This is a genomic window from Pseudomonas marincola (genome assembly GCF_900682675.2).
Lineage (GTDB): Bacteria > Pseudomonadota > Gammaproteobacteria > Pseudomonadales > Pseudomonadaceae > Aquipseudomonas > Aquipseudomonas marincola.
Window position 1 is genome coordinate 2,334,650 of the sequence record NZ_LR215729.2, and the last position, 15,511, is coordinate 2,350,160.

14 protein-coding genes are annotated in these 15,511 nt (G+C 57.5%); 6 read left to right on the plus strand and 8 right to left on the minus strand.

The window, feature by feature from the left end; translation table 11 throughout:
- Positions 1-642 carry a GNAT family N-acetyltransferase gene (locus PMYSY11_RS10850; protein WP_069900351.1) on the minus strand — a complete coding sequence of 214 codons (642 nt, stop codon included), beginning with the start codon at positions 640-642 and terminating at the stop codon, positions 1-3.
- A gap of 197 nt (positions 643-839) precedes the next feature.
- Between PMYSY11_RS10850 and xthA the strand changes: the two genes are divergently transcribed.
- From xthA to PMYSY11_RS10865, 3 genes are all read left to right on the plus strand, one after another.
- Positions 840-1,652 carry an exodeoxyribonuclease III gene (gene xthA / locus PMYSY11_RS10855; protein WP_150549187.1) on the plus strand — a complete coding sequence of 271 codons (813 nt, stop codon included), beginning with the start codon at positions 840-842 and terminating at the stop codon, positions 1,650-1,652.
- 213 nt (positions 1,653-1,865) lie between these two features.
- On the plus strand, positions 1,866-3,239 hold the full coding sequence (locus tag PMYSY11_RS10860; protein WP_150549188.1) for a phosphate ABC transporter substrate-binding/OmpA family protein: 1,374 nt from the start codon (positions 1,866-1,868) through the stop codon (positions 3,237-3,239).
- A gap of 103 nt (positions 3,240-3,342) precedes the next feature.
- Positions 3,343-3,528 carry a hypothetical protein gene (locus tag PMYSY11_RS10865; RefSeq protein ID WP_150549189.1) on the plus strand — a complete coding sequence of 62 codons (186 nt, stop codon included), beginning with the start codon at positions 3,343-3,345 and terminating at the stop codon, positions 3,526-3,528.
- A gap of 57 nt (positions 3,529-3,585) precedes the next feature.
- On the opposite strand, the gene PMYSY11_RS10870 is transcribed toward PMYSY11_RS10865, so the two are convergent.
- Positions 3,586-4,815: an acyl-CoA dehydrogenase gene (locus PMYSY11_RS10870; protein WP_069900347.1), complete on the minus strand. Its 1,230-nt coding sequence runs from the start codon at positions 4,813-4,815 to the stop codon at positions 3,586-3,588.
- A 174-nt stretch (positions 4,816-4,989) separates the two neighbouring features.
- On the opposite strand from PMYSY11_RS10870, the gene PMYSY11_RS10875 reads away from it, so the two are divergent.
- A complete protein-coding gene (locus PMYSY11_RS10875; RefSeq protein ID WP_069900346.1) occupies positions 4,990-5,928 on the plus strand; it encodes a LysR family transcriptional regulator in 939 nt (312 codons plus the stop codon).
- A 62-nt stretch (positions 5,929-5,990) separates the two neighbouring features.
- Here the strand turns inward: PMYSY11_RS10875 and PMYSY11_RS10880 are convergent, their stop codons facing one another.
- The 6 genes from PMYSY11_RS10880 to PMYSY11_RS10905 all read right to left on the minus strand — a co-directional run bounded on the left by PMYSY11_RS10880 (position 5,991) and on the right by PMYSY11_RS10905 (position 13,704).
- A complete protein-coding gene (locus PMYSY11_RS10880; protein WP_150549190.1) occupies positions 5,991-7,661 on the minus strand; it encodes an AMP-binding protein in 1,671 nt (556 codons plus the stop codon).
- An 80-nt stretch (positions 7,662-7,741) separates the two neighbouring features.
- Entirely contained in the window at positions 7,742-8,869 is a 1,128-nt protein-coding gene (locus PMYSY11_RS10885; RefSeq protein ID WP_150549191.1) for an acyl-CoA dehydrogenase family protein, read from the minus strand.
- A 10-nt stretch (positions 8,870-8,879) separates the two neighbouring features.
- Complete coding sequence (locus tag PMYSY11_RS10890; protein WP_150549192.1) at positions 8,880-10,076, minus strand: acetyl-CoA C-acyltransferase; 1,197 nt, start codon at positions 10,074-10,076, stop codon at positions 8,880-8,882.
- 5 nt (positions 10,077-10,081) lie between these two features.
- A complete protein-coding gene (locus tag PMYSY11_RS10895) occupies positions 10,082-10,849 on the minus strand; it encodes a 3-hydroxyacyl-CoA dehydrogenase (protein WP_150549193.1) in 768 nt (255 codons plus the stop codon).
- Positions 10,850-10,907: 58 nt separating this feature from the next.
- Entirely contained in the window at positions 10,908-12,560 is a 1,653-nt protein-coding gene (locus PMYSY11_RS10900) for an acyl-CoA synthetase (RefSeq protein WP_150549194.1), read from the minus strand.
- A 118-nt stretch (positions 12,561-12,678) separates the two neighbouring features.
- On the minus strand, positions 12,679-13,704 hold the full coding sequence (locus tag PMYSY11_RS10905; RefSeq protein WP_150549195.1) for an AraC family transcriptional regulator: 1,026 nt from the start codon (positions 13,702-13,704) through the stop codon (positions 12,679-12,681).
- 175 nt (positions 13,705-13,879) lie between these two features.
- Between PMYSY11_RS10905 and PMYSY11_RS10910 the strand changes: the two genes are divergently transcribed.
- Both PMYSY11_RS10910 and PMYSY11_RS10915 read left to right on the plus strand, forming a co-directional pair.
- Entirely contained in the window at positions 13,880-14,275 is a 396-nt protein-coding gene (locus tag PMYSY11_RS10910) for a MerR family transcriptional regulator (RefSeq protein WP_069900339.1), read from the plus strand.
- A 70-nt stretch (positions 14,276-14,345) separates the two neighbouring features.
- On the plus strand, positions 14,346-15,509 hold the full coding sequence (locus PMYSY11_RS10915) for an isovaleryl-CoA dehydrogenase (RefSeq protein WP_150549196.1): 1,164 nt from the start codon (positions 14,346-14,348) through the stop codon (positions 15,507-15,509).
- The last annotated feature ends 2 nt before the right edge of the window (positions 15,510-15,511 follow it).

A 15,511-nucleotide genomic window follows, 5' to 3' on the forward strand; every position in this document is an offset into this window, starting at 1 on the left:
TCAAGCGCTGGCTTTGACACTGACCTGAGGATTGGGGTGAAAAAACACATGCTCGATAATCGGGCCTACCGCCACTTCACCGATTTCCTCATAACCTTTGCGCTTATAAAAGCTCAGGTAATGCGGGTTGCCGGTATCGAGCACAATGCCTTTCGAGTGCGGATCTTCGGCGCACCAGTCATGCAAGGCTTCGAGCAGTTGCTCACCCAGATGCTGGCCTTGAAACTCGGGGTGTATGCCGATTAAAGGCAGCACGTGGTAGTTGTCTGAGGGCAGGCAAGCCATGACGGCGTCGTGGTATTCAAGGTAACGCCGAGTGCAGCGAAAACCGGTGGTGAGCAGCATGCGCATGCGCCAGGCCCAACTTTCTGTCAGGTCGAACCGACGTTGCGGCGGCGCGATCAGCACCATGCCAATGAGCCGATCCTCAATCAACAACCCGAGCGCTGGCAGCTCTTCATTAAAGTGCTGATGAATCAGCTCGCGAATAGTGGCGCGAACCCGCTGATCGAATCCGGGACGATCCGCCTCGAATATATGGGCGAATGTTGGATCATGCCGATAGGCTTGATACAACAAGGAGCGCGCTTCGCGCGAGTAGCCGTGGTCTAGTAAACGAATTTCAGCAGGACTGTTCGGCATAATCGATGACCTTTAGTTATCTCATGGGTCGAAATTGCATGCGGGTCAATAAGGCGTCGGGCAGGCTTGCAGCTAATCGGTAACACCTGTCCTCACACTAGCACCGCTGCAGTGCAATCGCTAGATTGCTGGCCGTGCGCCCGCCAGATCAGCTAGCATCTGCGCTTCATCTAGCCAAAAATCCAGGACAGCCTGTCATGAAGATTGTCTCCTTCAATATCAATGGCCTGCGCGCACGCCCTCATCAGCTGGCCGCATTGATCGAGAAACATCAGCCGGATGTTATCGGCCTGCAGGAAACCAAAGTAGCCGACGAACAATTTCCCGAAGCCGATATTCGCGCACTGGGTTATCACGTGCATTACCACGGCCAAAAAGGCCACTATGGCGTTGCCATCCTGTCGCGTCAGGAACCATTAGAAGTGCATAAAGGTTTCCCGGGCGATAGCGAAGAGTCGCAACGGCGCTTCATCTACGCCACCTTCGCCGATGCAAATGGCCAGCCAGTGACCGTCATGAACGGCTACTTCCCGCAAGGTGAAAGCCGCGACCATCCCACCAAGTTCCCGGCCAAGCAGCGCTTCTATGCGGACCTGCAACAGCTGTTGCTCGAGCGTTTTACCCCTGAGCAAGCGGTTGTCGTGATGGGTGATATCAATATCTCGCCAGAAGATCAGGATATCGGCATCGGCGAAGTCAATCGCAAGCGCTGGCTGAAAACCGGCAAGTGCAGCTTCCTGCCGGAAGAACGCGAGTGGCTCGCGACCCTGAAAGGCTGGGGCCTTGTCGACAGCTTCCGTCATTTGCACCCCGAAATTAATGATCGTTTCAGCTGGTTCGACTACCGCAGCCGCGGCTTTGAGGACGAACCCAAGCGCGGCCTGCGCATTGACGTAATCCTGGCCTCGCAAGCCCTGCAGTCACGCATCGCTGATGCGGGTATCGACTATGAACTGCGCGCACTGGAAAAACCCTCCGACCACGCGCCTATCTGGCTGAAACTGGACTAGACCCACCGAACGGCCACAAGTCTTGCTACTCCGGGCTTATTGCTGAAGCTATATGCACACAGCGCTGAGCCCGGCGTGCACTGCGCCCGCTCACGTGAACGGCTGCACAGGTTTTTGCACTCACCCCAACCTTCCTACTGCTTGTCATATTGCAGTCATCTGATTGTCTTATCGTCGCGGCACCCAAACTGGTCTATTCAAGGTGTCTGCTGAATGTCTCGCTCCCTGTTCGATAGTGAACGCGAAGTCTGGAGTCGTACTACATCCCTGCTGGTATTGGGATTCATCTGTTATGCCCTGCCCTGGTCGGTATTCGCCGCCGATGCGGATAACCCGCAATTGCGCATTCAGGGCTCGAACACCATCGGTGCTGCGCTCGGTCCTGCATTGATCAAGGGCTTGCTTGCACAACAAGGCCTGAGCAATATCCGCAGCACGCCGGGTGCTATCGAAAACGAGCAACAAATCAGCGCCACCACGGCCAACGGCAAAACCGTGCACTTCGACCTGGCCGCGCATGGCTCCAGCACCGGCTTTACAGCATTACTCGATGGCACGGCCGATCTTGCAGCGGCGTCACGGCCGATCAAGTCCAGTGAGGTCAGCGCGCTGGCCAGTCGCGGCGACATGAAAAGCCCGGCTGCCGAACAGATCATCGCCATCGACGGACTCGCGATTATCATCAATCCGCAAAACCCGATTTCCGCGCTGCGCACCGATCAACTGGCAGCAATCTACGCCGGGGAAATCCGCAACTGGGCCGATGTCGGCGGCAAGCCTGGCCCGATCAATCTGTATGCACGTGATGACAATTCGGGCACCTACGACACCTTCAAGGAATTGGTGTTAGCCGCCAACGGTAAAAGCCTGAGTAGCGCTGCCAAGCGTTATGAAGACAGCAACAAGCTCTCGCAACTTGTCAGTGACGATCCGCAAGGTATCGGCTTCATTGGTTTGCCATACATCCTCAAGGCCAAGGCATTAGCCATCGCCGCCGGTGATTCACAACCCATGCTGCCAAGCCGCACGCTGATTGCCACCGAAGACTATCCGTTGTCGCGCCGGCTGTTCATCTACGCGCCGCCCACCCTCGAAAACAACTGGGCCAGGCAACTGCTGGCGTTTGCGCACAGCGAAGAAGGCCAGCAGGTTGTGGCGCAAAACGGTTTCATCGCGCAGACCGTACAAGCGGTCAAGGTGACACCTAACCCAAATATGCCCGAGCCGTATCAGCAACTGGCCAAACAGGCGCAACGCTTATCGGTGAATTTTCGCTTCGAACAAGGCAGCGCCACTCTCGACAACAAGGCTCAGCGCGATCTGCAACGGGTACTCGACTACCTGCAAACGCAGGACAAAATGAACCGCAAGGCGGTACTGGTAGGCTTTGGCGACCCCAAAGCAGACCCGGCACGCGCCGAGTTACTCTCCAAGCTGCGTGCAATGGCCGTGCGCAGGGAGTTGGCCAGAGGCAAGGTATCATTCGCCGATATTCTTGGCATGGGTGAACAACTGCCCATCGCGGCCAATGATATGGATGAGGGCCGAATCAAGAATCGGCGGGTTGAGGTCTGGGTTTATAACTGAGTGAAATGCTCAGTGATGCGCACGCGGATATTCACGACGGAGGTTGAATAGCGTAACCTTAGCGATAGTGGCACATTGCCAATATGTAGCAAGGAACTCCGTTTTGAAACCTGCTGTCATCCAGATCGAAACCATCGAGCGTAATCGTCAAACGCTCTGGCGCGTGCGTCTGGGCCGTCGTGCCCTGACCTTTCATGAAGAACTGGCGGCGCGCACCTTTGCCAATCAATTGCATATGCGCCGTGTCTGGCTGCAACAACAAGCCGCGCTGAACCCTGAATCAGAATAGTCACTTGATAACGCACAAGGCCCGCATTTAGCGGGCCTTGTGCGTTCTACAGGCTGATTAGCGTGAAGCCTTCATCTGCTCGCGCGAGATGTACTTGCCAATCTCGAACTTGCCGATTGCCGCGCGGTGCACTTCATCCGGGCCATCGGCCAGGCGCAATGTGCGCTGCATGGCGTACCAGTAAGCCAGCGGGAAGTCGTTGGAAACACCGCCGCCGCCGTGCATCTGGATCGCACGGTCGATGACCTTCAAGGCCACATTCGGTGCCACAACCTTGATCTGGGCGATTTCGCTACGGGCTACCTTGTTGCCAACGGTGTCCATCATGTAGGCCGCGTTGAGGGTCAGCAATCGCGCCATATTGATTTCCATGCGCGAGTCGGCGATCAGGTCGACGTTGCCGCCCAAACGTGCCAGAGGTTTGCCGAATGCAGTGCGCTCAATGGAGCGTTCGCACATCAACTTAAGCGCGCGTTCTGCCATGCCGATAGAGCGCATGCAGTGGTGGATACGGCCTGGTCCCAGACGGCCCTGAGCGATCTCGAAACCGCGACCCTCACCCAGCAATACGTTCTCGTAAGGCACGCGAACATTTTCAAATACCATCTCGGCGTGGCCGTGCGGCGCATCGTCGTAACCGAATACCGGCAGCGGACGAATCACCTTGACCCCAGGCGTGTCCATCGGCACCAGAATCATCGAATGCTGCTGATGGCGCGGACCGTCAGGATTGGTCAGGCCCATGAACACGAGGATTTTGCAGCGCGGATCACAAGCGCCCGAAGTCCACCATTTGCGGCCATTGATCACCCACTCATCACCCTCGCGTACCGCCGTTGCCTGCATATTGGTGGCATCGGAAGACGCGACCTGCGGCTCGGTCATGGCGAAGGCAGAACGGATTTCGCCGCTCAGCAACGGCATCAGCCACTGCTGCTTTTGTTCTTCGTTGGCATAACGCACCAGCACTTCCATGTTGCCGGTATCCGGCGCGGCGCAGTTGAATGGCTCTGGGCCAATCAGCGAGCTGCCCATGATTTCTGCCAGCGGCGCATACTCGGTATTGGTCAGGCCAGCACCCAGCTCAGACTCCGGCAGGAACAGGTTCCACAAACCCTCGGCTTTGGCCTTTTGCTTCAGCTCTTCCATGATGGCGGTTGGCTGCCAACGATCGCCCTCATTCACTTGCTGCTCGAACACGGCTTCAGCGGGATAAACGTGTGCTTCCATGAACGCCGTTACACGTTCACGTAATTCCTGAACCTTTGGGGAGTAGGCGAAATCCATAGAGACTACCTTCTGACGAGTGTGTGCGGTGTGCCGGAAACCACTGTGCTTCCGAGATTTGAAAATAATGCTAGATCAGCGAGCTAAATTTACCTAACCTATTTTCAACGTCTATGAACATTCATCACTGATATATGATTCACTGATTAAGGCACATCTCGGAGCTAGCGCTGAATGAACCTCAACAAGGTCGATCTAAATCTGTTTATCGTGTTTGATGCCATCTATACCGAGGCGAATCTGACCCGCGCCGGGCAGATCATCGGCATCACCCAGCCGGCTGTATCCAACGCCCTCGCCCGCTTGCGTGAAACCTTCAACGATCCGTTATTTGTCCGCACCGCGCAGGGCATGGTGCCTACGCCAATGGCCCAGAACATCATCGGCCCGGTGCGCAATGCCTTGCAGCAACTGCGGATCTCGGTGCAAGAAAGTCGCATTTTCAACCCGCTGCAAGCCAGCAAGACTTATCGCATCAGCATGACCGACCTCAGCGAGGCGGTGATTCTGCCGCCGCTGTTCCAGCGCCTGCGCCGCCTTGCGCCCAAGGTGAGTATCGAAAGCATGCTCTCGCGCCGCCGTGATACCACCAAGGAGTTGGCCGCCGGCCGCCTCGACTTTGCCGTGGATGCGCCGCTGAACACCGATGCCCAAGTGCGTCACGTTAAGTTGATGGAAGACCGCTACGTGTGTGCCGTTCGCCGTGGCCACCCGATGGCGAAGGACAAAATCAGCCTCGACGAATACCTGGCGCTGAGTCACATCCATATTTCCAGCCGCCGCAGCGGGCTCGGTTACATCGATCTGGCGTTGGGTAAGATGGGCATTCAACGGACGATTTCACTGCGCTCGCAGCATTACCTGATGGCCAGCACCGTGTTGCAGAACACCGACATGGCGATGACTGTCCCGGAGCGGTTTGCGCGCAATAATGACCTGCATTACATCGAACTGCCGGTCAAGGATGTTCCCAGCCTGGAAACGCATCTTTATTGGCACGAGAGCACCGATCAGGACCCCGCCAACCGCTGGATGCGCGAGCAATTGATCGAGATTTGCCAGAAGATCGACAAGCAAGAAAGAGTCGTCAAAGCCGAACTTCAAGCCCAGTAAGGCAGCTGCTCAAATGCCTATCGGCAAGGCCGTAAAACCTTGCCGATAGCTGTGTAAAGTGCTCAGAGATTGAGCTCTTCGACCATCACTTCGCGCATGCGAAACTTCTGGATCTTGCCGGTGACGGTCATTGGGAACTCGTCAACGAACCTGATATAGCGCGGCACTTTGTAGTGGGCGATATGGGCCTTGCAGAACGCCCTGAGGGTTTCTTCGCAGCAGTCGCTGTCGACATGCAACTTGACCCACGCCGCCACTTCCTCGCCATAGTTTGAATCCGGCACGCCAACAATCTGCACGTCCGCCACGGCCGCATGGGTGAACAGAAATTCTTCGATTTCTCGCGGATAGATGTTCTCGCCGCCGCGAATAATCATGTCCTTGCTGCGCCCGACTATCTGCACATAACCACGCTCATCCATGCTGGCCAAGTCACCTGTGTGCATCCAGCGGCCGGCATCAATCGCCTCACTGGTTGCCTGCGGGTTATTCCAGTAACCGAGCATCACGCTGTAGCCACGCGTGCACAACTCGCCGGTCACGCCGCGCGGCACAATGCGCCCATGCTCATCAATTATCTTGCTTTCAAGGTGAGGATGGGTGCGGCCGACGCGGGTCACGCGCATCTCAAGTTCATCATCCGCTGCCGTTTGCATAGACACCGGGCTGGTTTCGGTCATGCCGTAGGCAATCTGTACTTCGCTCATGTGCAATTGCTTGATCACCCGGCGCATAACCTCAATCGGGCATGTCGCCCCACCCATGATGCCCGTGCGTAAGCTGCTCAGGTCGTATTCGCCAAGACGCGGATGATCGAGTTCAGCGATGAACATGGTCGGCACGCCGTAGAGCGCCGTCGCACGTTCCTGCGCAACCGCTTTCAAGCACGCTTCCGGATCAAAACCGGCAGCGGGATAAATCATCGTTGCGCCGTGGGTGATACAGCCCAGATTACCCATCACCATGCCGAAGCAGTGATACAGCGGCACCGGGATCACCACCCGATCATGCTCGGTGAGGCCCAGACTGCACGCAGCCAGATAACCGTTATTGAGAATATTGTAATGGCTCAGCGTCGCGCCTTTGGGCGCGCCAGTGGTGCCGGAGGTGTACTGGATATTGATCGGCTCATCGAACTGCAACAACGCCTGGCATTCTTGCAGTTGCGCCGGCGTCACCTGCTCGCTGAACTCAGCTAATTGGTGCCACGGCAAAAAACCTGCTGGCGGGTTCTGCGCCAAGCTGATTACACCGCGCAGCGCCGGCAGTTGTTCATTATGCAACTCGCCGAGCCTGGCACTGCTCAGTTCGGGCAGAAGTTGCTGCAAGATCGCGTGATAATCACTGGTTTTGAACTGCTCGGCTGTTATCAACCAGCTGCAGCCGGATTGGCGCAGCGCAAATTCGAGTTCGCTGCCGCGATACGCCGGGTTGATATTGACCAGAATCGCGCCGATCTTCGCGGTGGCAAACTGGCAAATGGTCCACTGCGCACAGTTCGGTGCCCACACGCCAACCCGATCCCCGGTTTTAATACCAAGGCCCATCAGTGCGCGGGCGCAGTCTTCGACCTGCTGGTGCAACTGCGTCCAACTCAAACGTACATTCTGATGCAAGACCACCAACGCATCGCGCTCAGTGAAACGCGCAACCGTCTCATCGAACGCATCGCCTATGGTCATCGCCAGTAGGGGTTTGTCTTGCGGTCCGCGGGTATAGCTCATGCCTTGCATACTTCACCTCTTGCTCAACCGACGTCCTGTCGGCTCAGCGCTGTTGTTGTTTTTGTCGTGGTGTTCATGCTGCTGGCCCGCTATAAACCGCGGGCAATTACCAGTCGCTGGACATCGCTGGTGCCTTCATAAATCTGGCAGACGCGTACATCGCGATAAATCCGTTCCAGCGGGAAGTCCTTGAGATAACCATAACCTCCCAGCGTTTGCAGCGCTGCCGAACAGACCTTCTCGGCCATCTCGGAGGCAAACAACTTGGCCATCGAGGCCTCAGCAAGGCATGGCAAACCCGCCTCACGCAGGGTTGCTGCGTGCATAACCATTTGCCGGGCCACAGCAATCTGCGTGGCCATATCAGCCAGGCGAAATGCCACGGCCTGATGCTCGATAATCGGTTTGCCGAACGTCTCGCGCTCGTGGCTGTATTGGCGGGCTGCATCAAAAGCGGCCCGCGCCATGCCAACAGCTTGCGAGGCGATGCCGATGCGTCCACCTTCAAGGTTACTCAACGCAATCTTGTAACCTTCGCCCTCCTCACCCAGCCGCAAGCTGGCGGGAATACGCATATCATCGAACTGTAACTGGCAGGTGTCAGACGCATGCTGGCCGAGCTTTTCCTCGACCCGGGCGACGCTGAAGCCTGGCGTATCGGTCGGCACGATAAACGCCGAGATGCCCTTTTTGCCCAACGCAGCATCGGTTACCGCAAACACGATTACGATCCCGGCATGCTGGCCCGAGGTAATGAACTGCTTGCTGCCATTGAGCACGTAATCATCGCCGTCGCGTCTGGCCTTGGTGCGCAAGTCACTGGCATCAGAGCCCGCGTGCGGTTCGGTCAGGGCAAATGCACCAATCATTTTGCCCTCGGCCAGGGGGCGCAAGAACTGCTGCTTCTGCGCCTCGCTGCCGTATTTGAGAATTGGCATGCAGCCGACCGAGTTGTGTACGCTCATGATGGTCGAACAAGCGCCGTCGCCTGCGGCAATCTCTTCCAGCGCCATGGCGTAGGCAACGTGGCCGGTCTCGGCGCCTCCCCACTGTTCTGGCACCAACATGCCGAGAAAACCCAACTCTGCCATCTCGCGTAATGCTTCTTTGGGAAAACGATGCTCGCGGTCCCACTCGGCAGCGAACGGTTTCAGGCGTTCTTCGGCGAATTGACGAGCAACGTCGCGGATTTGCAGTTCTTCTTCGGATGGAATCATCAGTAATCCCCTAGCGCAGGCGTTCGATGGCAACTGCAGTGGCTTCACCGCCACCAATGCACAACGAAGCGACGCCGCGTTGCAGATCGTACTGCTGCAGCGCATTGAGCAGCGTCACCAGCACCCGCGCGCCCGATGCTCCGATCGGATGGCCCAGCGCACAGGCACCGCCGTGAACATTGACCACATCATGATTAATGCCGAGGTCGCGCATGGCCGCCATCGGCACCACGGCAAAGGCTTCGTTGATTTCAAACAGATCAACCTGCGCCAAAGACCAGCCAGTACGGGCCATCAGGTTATTGATCGCGCCAACGGGCGCGGTGGCGAACAGGCTGGGCGCGTGAGCAAACGATGCGTGGCCGACAATTTGCGCCAGCGGCGTGAGCCCGCGTTCTTCGGCCGTGGAGCGGCGCATCAGCATCAGCGCCGCTGCGCCATCGGAGATCGAACTGGCATTGGCGGCTGTTACGGTGCCGCCGCTGCGAAATGCCGGTTTAAGGGTCGGGATCTTGTCGATACGCGCCTTTGGCGGCTGTTCATCTTTACCGATGTTTACGGTTTCTCGGCCTTGCGGCGCATCGAGCGCAACAATCTCGGCGTCGAACCGGCCTTCGCTCATGGCCTTCTGTGCGCGGGTCAGCGATGTGATGGCGAAGTTGTCCTGCTCTTCGCGGCTAAAGCCATAAGCCTCGGCGCAGTCTTCGGCGAAGGTGCCCATCAGCCGGCCCTTGTCATAAGCATCTTCAAGGCCATCGAGGAACATGTGATCAAGCACCTGGCCGTGTCCCATGCGATAACCGCCACGCGCCTTGTCGAGCAGATATGGTGCATTCGACATGCTCTCCATACCGCCAGCAATCACTACATTGGCGCTGCCGGCAAGCAGGCCATCGTGGCCGAGCATGACCGCTTTCATGCCTGAGCCGCACATTTTATTGATGGTCGAACATACGCTGCTTTGCGCTAAACCCGCACCGAGCGCCGCTTGCCGTGCTGGCGCCTGGCCTTGCCCGGCTTGCAGGACGCAGCCCATCAGCACCTCATCAATCGCATCGGCATCGGCGCCGACGCCCGTACGCGCCAGGGTAGCCTTGATTGCAGCGGCGCCCAACTGGGCAGCAGACAACGACTTGAAGTCGCCCATAAAGCCGCCCATCGCAGTACGGGCAGCGCTGACAATTACAATTGGGTCGTTCATCATCAGTCTCCTTATTTAGCGGCCATGCGCAGCGCGCCATCGAGGCGAATCACTTCACCATTGAGCATGCTGTTTTCAATAATGTGCAGGGCCAGCGCGGCGTATTCATCGGGTTTGCCCAAGCGCGGCGGGAACGGCACATTGGCCGCCAGAGAATCGCGCACCTCTTGCGGCATGCCGGCCATCATCGGCGTCTCGAAAATGCCGGGAGCAATGCACATCACGCGGATACCCGAGCGTGCCAGTTCGCGGGCCAAGGGCAAGGTCAGCCCGACCACCGCGCTCTTCGAAGCAGCATACGCAGCCTGGCCAATTTGCCCGTCGAAGGCTGCGACCGAGGCGGTATTGATAATCACGCCACGCTCACCGCCAGCGTCGGGTTGGCCATTGGCGATGGCTTCGGCAGCGAGGCGCAACATGTTGAACGTACCGTTGACGTTGATATCCATCACCCGCTTGAAGCTCTCAAGCGCATGCATGCCTTTGCGCCCCAGCAGTTTTTCGGCAGGGGCAACGCCGGCGCAGTTAATCAGCCCGTTCAACTGACCGAAGGCCTGCAGCGCTGCACTGATGGCATCCGCGGCTTGCGCCTCATCGGTAATATCCACCGCCACGAAACGCACCGCGTCGCCCAACTCCTGGGCCAGCGCAGCACCCGCGTCGGCATTGATGTCGGCCACTAATACCTTGGCGCCACGCGCAACCAGGGCGCGACTGGTGGCCAGACCCAAACCGGAACATGCGCCGGTAACGACAAAAACCTGCTGGCTAATCTGCATAACCTATTTCCTGCTTTAACTGGGAAACGAGCGGCCATTGCCGCCCGTCTTTGTTGCCTTATGCCGACAGCGCTGTCTGCGCTTTGGCGATTTCCTGATTGCGCAGCAAGAACCGCTGAATCTTGCCGCTGGGGGTTTTCGGCAACTCACTGACAAATTCAATTTCACGCGGGTAAGCATGGGCGGACAGGCGTTTACGCACATACTGCTGCAGCTCTTCACTCAAAGCTGCACCCGCACGGTATTGCGCATGCAACACGACAAAGGCCTTAACCACCTCGGTGCGCTCAGGATCGGGCTTGCCGATTACCGCCGCTTCGATAACGGCCGGGTGCTCGATCAGCGCGCTCTCGACATCAAACGGCCCCACGCGATAACCCGACGTGGTGATCACATCATCGGCGCGCCCCACAAAACTGATGCTGCCATCGTCATTAAGCTCGACGGTGTCGCCACTTAAGTAGTATTTGCCGGCAAATGCCTTGGTGTTCATGCCCTGATAACCCGGGAACCAGAACAGCGGCGACTGACTCATGTCCACCGCCAGATTGCCGGGCTGACCAACCGGTAACTCGGTGCACGCCTCATCAACGACGACCACGCGATGGCCCGGCACTGCGTAACCGGCGGCGCCAATGCGCACCGGATGCTCATAACCGTGGTGATTGCACAGCACCATGCCCAGCTCGGTCTGCCCGTAGTGATCATGGATGGTGGTTTGCAACCCGTCGGCAAACCAGCGGATCACTTCCGGAGTCAGCGGTTCGCCCGCGCTGCTCACTGCACGCAAACGGCCTTTGAGCAATGGCTCGACCTCGGCCTTGGCAGCCAGCAACAAGCGGTAGGCAGTTGGCGAGCCGGCCAGATTGGTAATGCGGTATTTGCGGATGACCCGACACGTGCTCTCGACGGTGAATGCGCCTTCGTAGAACAAGGTCGGATGGCCCATCGCCAACGGCCCGGTAACGGCGTAGTAAAGGCCATAAGCCCAACCCGGATCGGCAACGTTCCAGAATGCGTCTTCGGCGCGCAAACCCACGGCGTCGCGCATGTAATGTGTAAACGCGAGTATCGCTTTGAGTGGCACCGGCACGGGCTTGGCAAGGCCGGTGGTGCCCGAGGTAAACATCATCAGGAACGGGTCTTCAGCGGTGCGCATAACAGGCGCGAATGTATCGGGCTGGCGCTCAAGCTCAGCCCAGAAACTGAAGTCGCCCCGTGCAATGCCCACACCTTTGGGGCCGGATACTGTGATGCACTGTGCAGCCGACTCGACCTCATCGAGTTTGCTGCGATTGGCGGCATCGGTAACGATAAATTTGGAGCCGGCGGTATTAACCCGGTGCTCGATAGCCTTGGGCCCGAATGCAGTGAACAGGGGTTGATAAACCGCTCCCAAGCGCCAGGTGCCAAGAATGGTGATAAGCAACTCGACATTGCGCGGCAACATGCCCGATACGCAATCTCCGGCTGTCACGCCCTGGCTGTGCAGGAAATTGGCAAACCGGGCAGCCTGCTCCTGCAGGTAATCGAAGGTGTAGCTGGCACTGCTGCCATCGCGGCCTTCCCAGAACAGCGCAATCCGCCCCGGCAATGCGTGGCGATCACAGCATTCAATGCAGGCATTTAAGCTGTCTGGCGTACCGGCCAGCGACTGTTCGGCGGCGCGGCGATAATCAAAACTTTTGGCAGCAGCAAAGTAATCGACCATCGGGCAACTCCTGAATGATTGTTGTTGGAGTGACTCGATAGTCGCGCTCGCCGTGGCTTTGGGCAATGTCCTGCGGGATCAATCGCGCTGAGCAGATTGGACAATCAGCTCAGCGGTTTTAGCTGTGTTCACCGCTGCCAAAAACCATCGCGCAATACTGGCCGGGCGTGGTACCGGTCCATTTTTTGAAGGCTTTGTAGAATGCGCTGCTGTCGGCATAACCCAGCGCGTAAGCCAACTCGGCGTAATTCTGTTCACCCTTATTCAGGCGGCTTATGGCCAGATCGCGGCGCACATGATCTTTAAGGCTCTGGAACGATTGCCCTTCGTGCGCGAGCTTGCGTCGCAAAGTGGCTGGCGAGATGAAGAAATGCGCAGCCACCGCTTCAATATCGGGCCAGCGATCGGGCTTCTGCCCGCGCAAGTAAGCTTTGATCCGTGCGGCGTAGCTCTGGGAATCGCGGTAGCGCACCAGAATTCCCTGCGGTGATGTGTGCAAAAACTCGCTCAATTCCTCGGGCGTACGGCGGATGGCAAAATCCAGGCAATCGGTGTTCAGCAGCAAGCGCGAACGAGGCTGGTTGAAACGCAGGTTGTCGCTGAACATCACCCGATAATCTTCGATGTAATCGGGTTTGGCACACTGCAGGTCAATCGCAATAATTGCGATGCGCCGGCCCACCAGCCAACACATCAAACCGTGCACGATCATCCAAAGCGTGAAGTAGGTAAACGCCCGGCGCGGGGGCTCACCTGCCGTGGCAACACTCAACTCAAGCATGCCGCCGCTGATTTGTGTCTCAACCTTGAAGTCATCCATCACCAGGCGTAAGAACCGCACAATTTCCCTGAGCGCACCTTCAAGGGTGGGCTCTTTAACTGCTGTGCGCGCCAGGAAAGCAAAACTGCCAACCTTCATGCGCCGCGGGTTCATGCCAAAGAATTCGTCATCCATCTCCTGCGCCAGCGCCAGCCACAATTGCGCGTACTGCTTGGCCGTGACCCTGCTAAAAGGTTTATCCAGCAGTTCACTGGCAATCCCCGCCCGCTCGAGCAGCGCCGTGACCGGATGGCCAGCGGTTTGCCATTCGTGCAGCGCCTCATTTACCAGGCGAATGGAGATAGTGCCTTTGCTGATACTCATGGCGTGGAGCCGGTCCCTGGGCGATTGGTCATATGCCTATTATTAACACGAACACAGGCGTTGATTGCCCCTGCCATGGTCGTAATCAATTCACTGAATAATTCGCCTGCTTGCGCTTGACAGGATACAAACGCAGCTTTACGTTAACGTAAAGGTAAACACGAGAGCTGCATCAATGCCGACTTACTCTATTTCCGAGCTGGCCCGCGAACTGGACATCACCACCCGCGCCATTCGTTTTTATGAAGAGCAGTCGATGCTCAGCCCGGAGCGTCGGGGCCAGGAACGTATTTACAGCAGCAAGGACAAGGTCACGCTCAAGCTGATTTTGCGCGGCAAGCGCATCGGTTTTTCACTGGCCGAGTGCAAAGAGCTGATCGAGCTTTACGATCCCGGTCAGGGCAATCGCAAACAACTGCAAACATTCATGAGCAAGATTGCCGAGCGCCGTGCACAGCTCGAACAACAGTTGCTGGATATCCAGCAGATGCAGCTAGAACTCGACACGGCCGAAGAGCGCTGCCAGCTCGCGATGGCAGAACTTGATAAGAAACAAACTGTTAATCCTTAAACCTAAACAAGATTGTTAATAGAGGCTGACCTCGCGTTGCCTCCACAACAGACAAAAACAAGGTGATCCCATGAGCTATCCGTCCCTGAACTTTGCCCTCGGCGAAACCCTCGACATGTTGCGTGATCAGACCCGCGCATTTGTCGCCGCTGAGTTGGCACCACGCGCCGCCGCCATCGACAGCGAAAACCTGTTCCCTGCCGACATGTGGAAGAAATTCGGAGACATGGGCCTGCTGGGCATCACCGTCAGCGAAGAATACGGCGGCGCCGGCCTGGGTTATCTGGCCCACGTAATCGCCATTGAAGAGATCAGCCGGGGCTCGGCATCGGTCGGTTTGTCTTATGGCGCCCACTCTAACCTGTGCGTTAACCAGATCAATCGCAACGGCACCGCCGAGCAGAAGGCCAAGTACCTGCCGAAGTTGATCTCGGGCGAGCACATCGGCGCACTTGCCATGAGTGAACCAAATGCCGGTTCCGACGTGGTCTCGATGAAGCTGCGCGCAGATCGTCGCGGCGATCACTTCGTGCTGAACGGCAGCAAGACCTGGATCACCAATGGGCCGGATGCCAATTCCTACGTGATCTACGCCAAGACCGATCTGGAAAAAGGCCCGCACGGCATTACCGCGTTTATTGTTGAGCGTGACTGGAAAGGCTTTAGCCGCGGTAACAAGTTCGACAAGCTTGGCATGCGCGGCTCCAACACTTGCGAGCTGTTCTTTGATGACGTCGAAGTTCCGGCCGAGAACGTGTTGGGTGCGGTAAACGGCGGCGTAAAAGTGCTCATGAGCGGGCTCGATTATGAGCGCGTGGTGCTCGCGGGCGGCCCGGTCGGCATCATGCAAGCGTGCATGGATGTGATTGTTCCCTACATCCATGACCGCAAGCAGTTCGGCCAGAGCATCGGCGAGTTCCAGCTGATCCAGGGCAAAGTGGCAGACATGTACACCCAACTCAATGCCAGCCGTGCCTATCTCTACGCGGTTGCACAGGCCTGCGACCGTGGCGAGACCACCCGTAAAGACGCTGCCGGGGTGATTCTCTACAGCGCCGAGCGTGCCACCCAAATGGCCCTGGATACTATCCAGATCCTCGGCGGCAACGGTTACATCAACGAGTTCCCGGCAGGCCGCTTGCTGCGTGACGCCAAGCTTTACGAGATCGGCGCGGGCACCAGTGAAATCCGCCGCATGCTGATCGGTCGCGAGTTGTTCAACGAGACCAAGTAAGC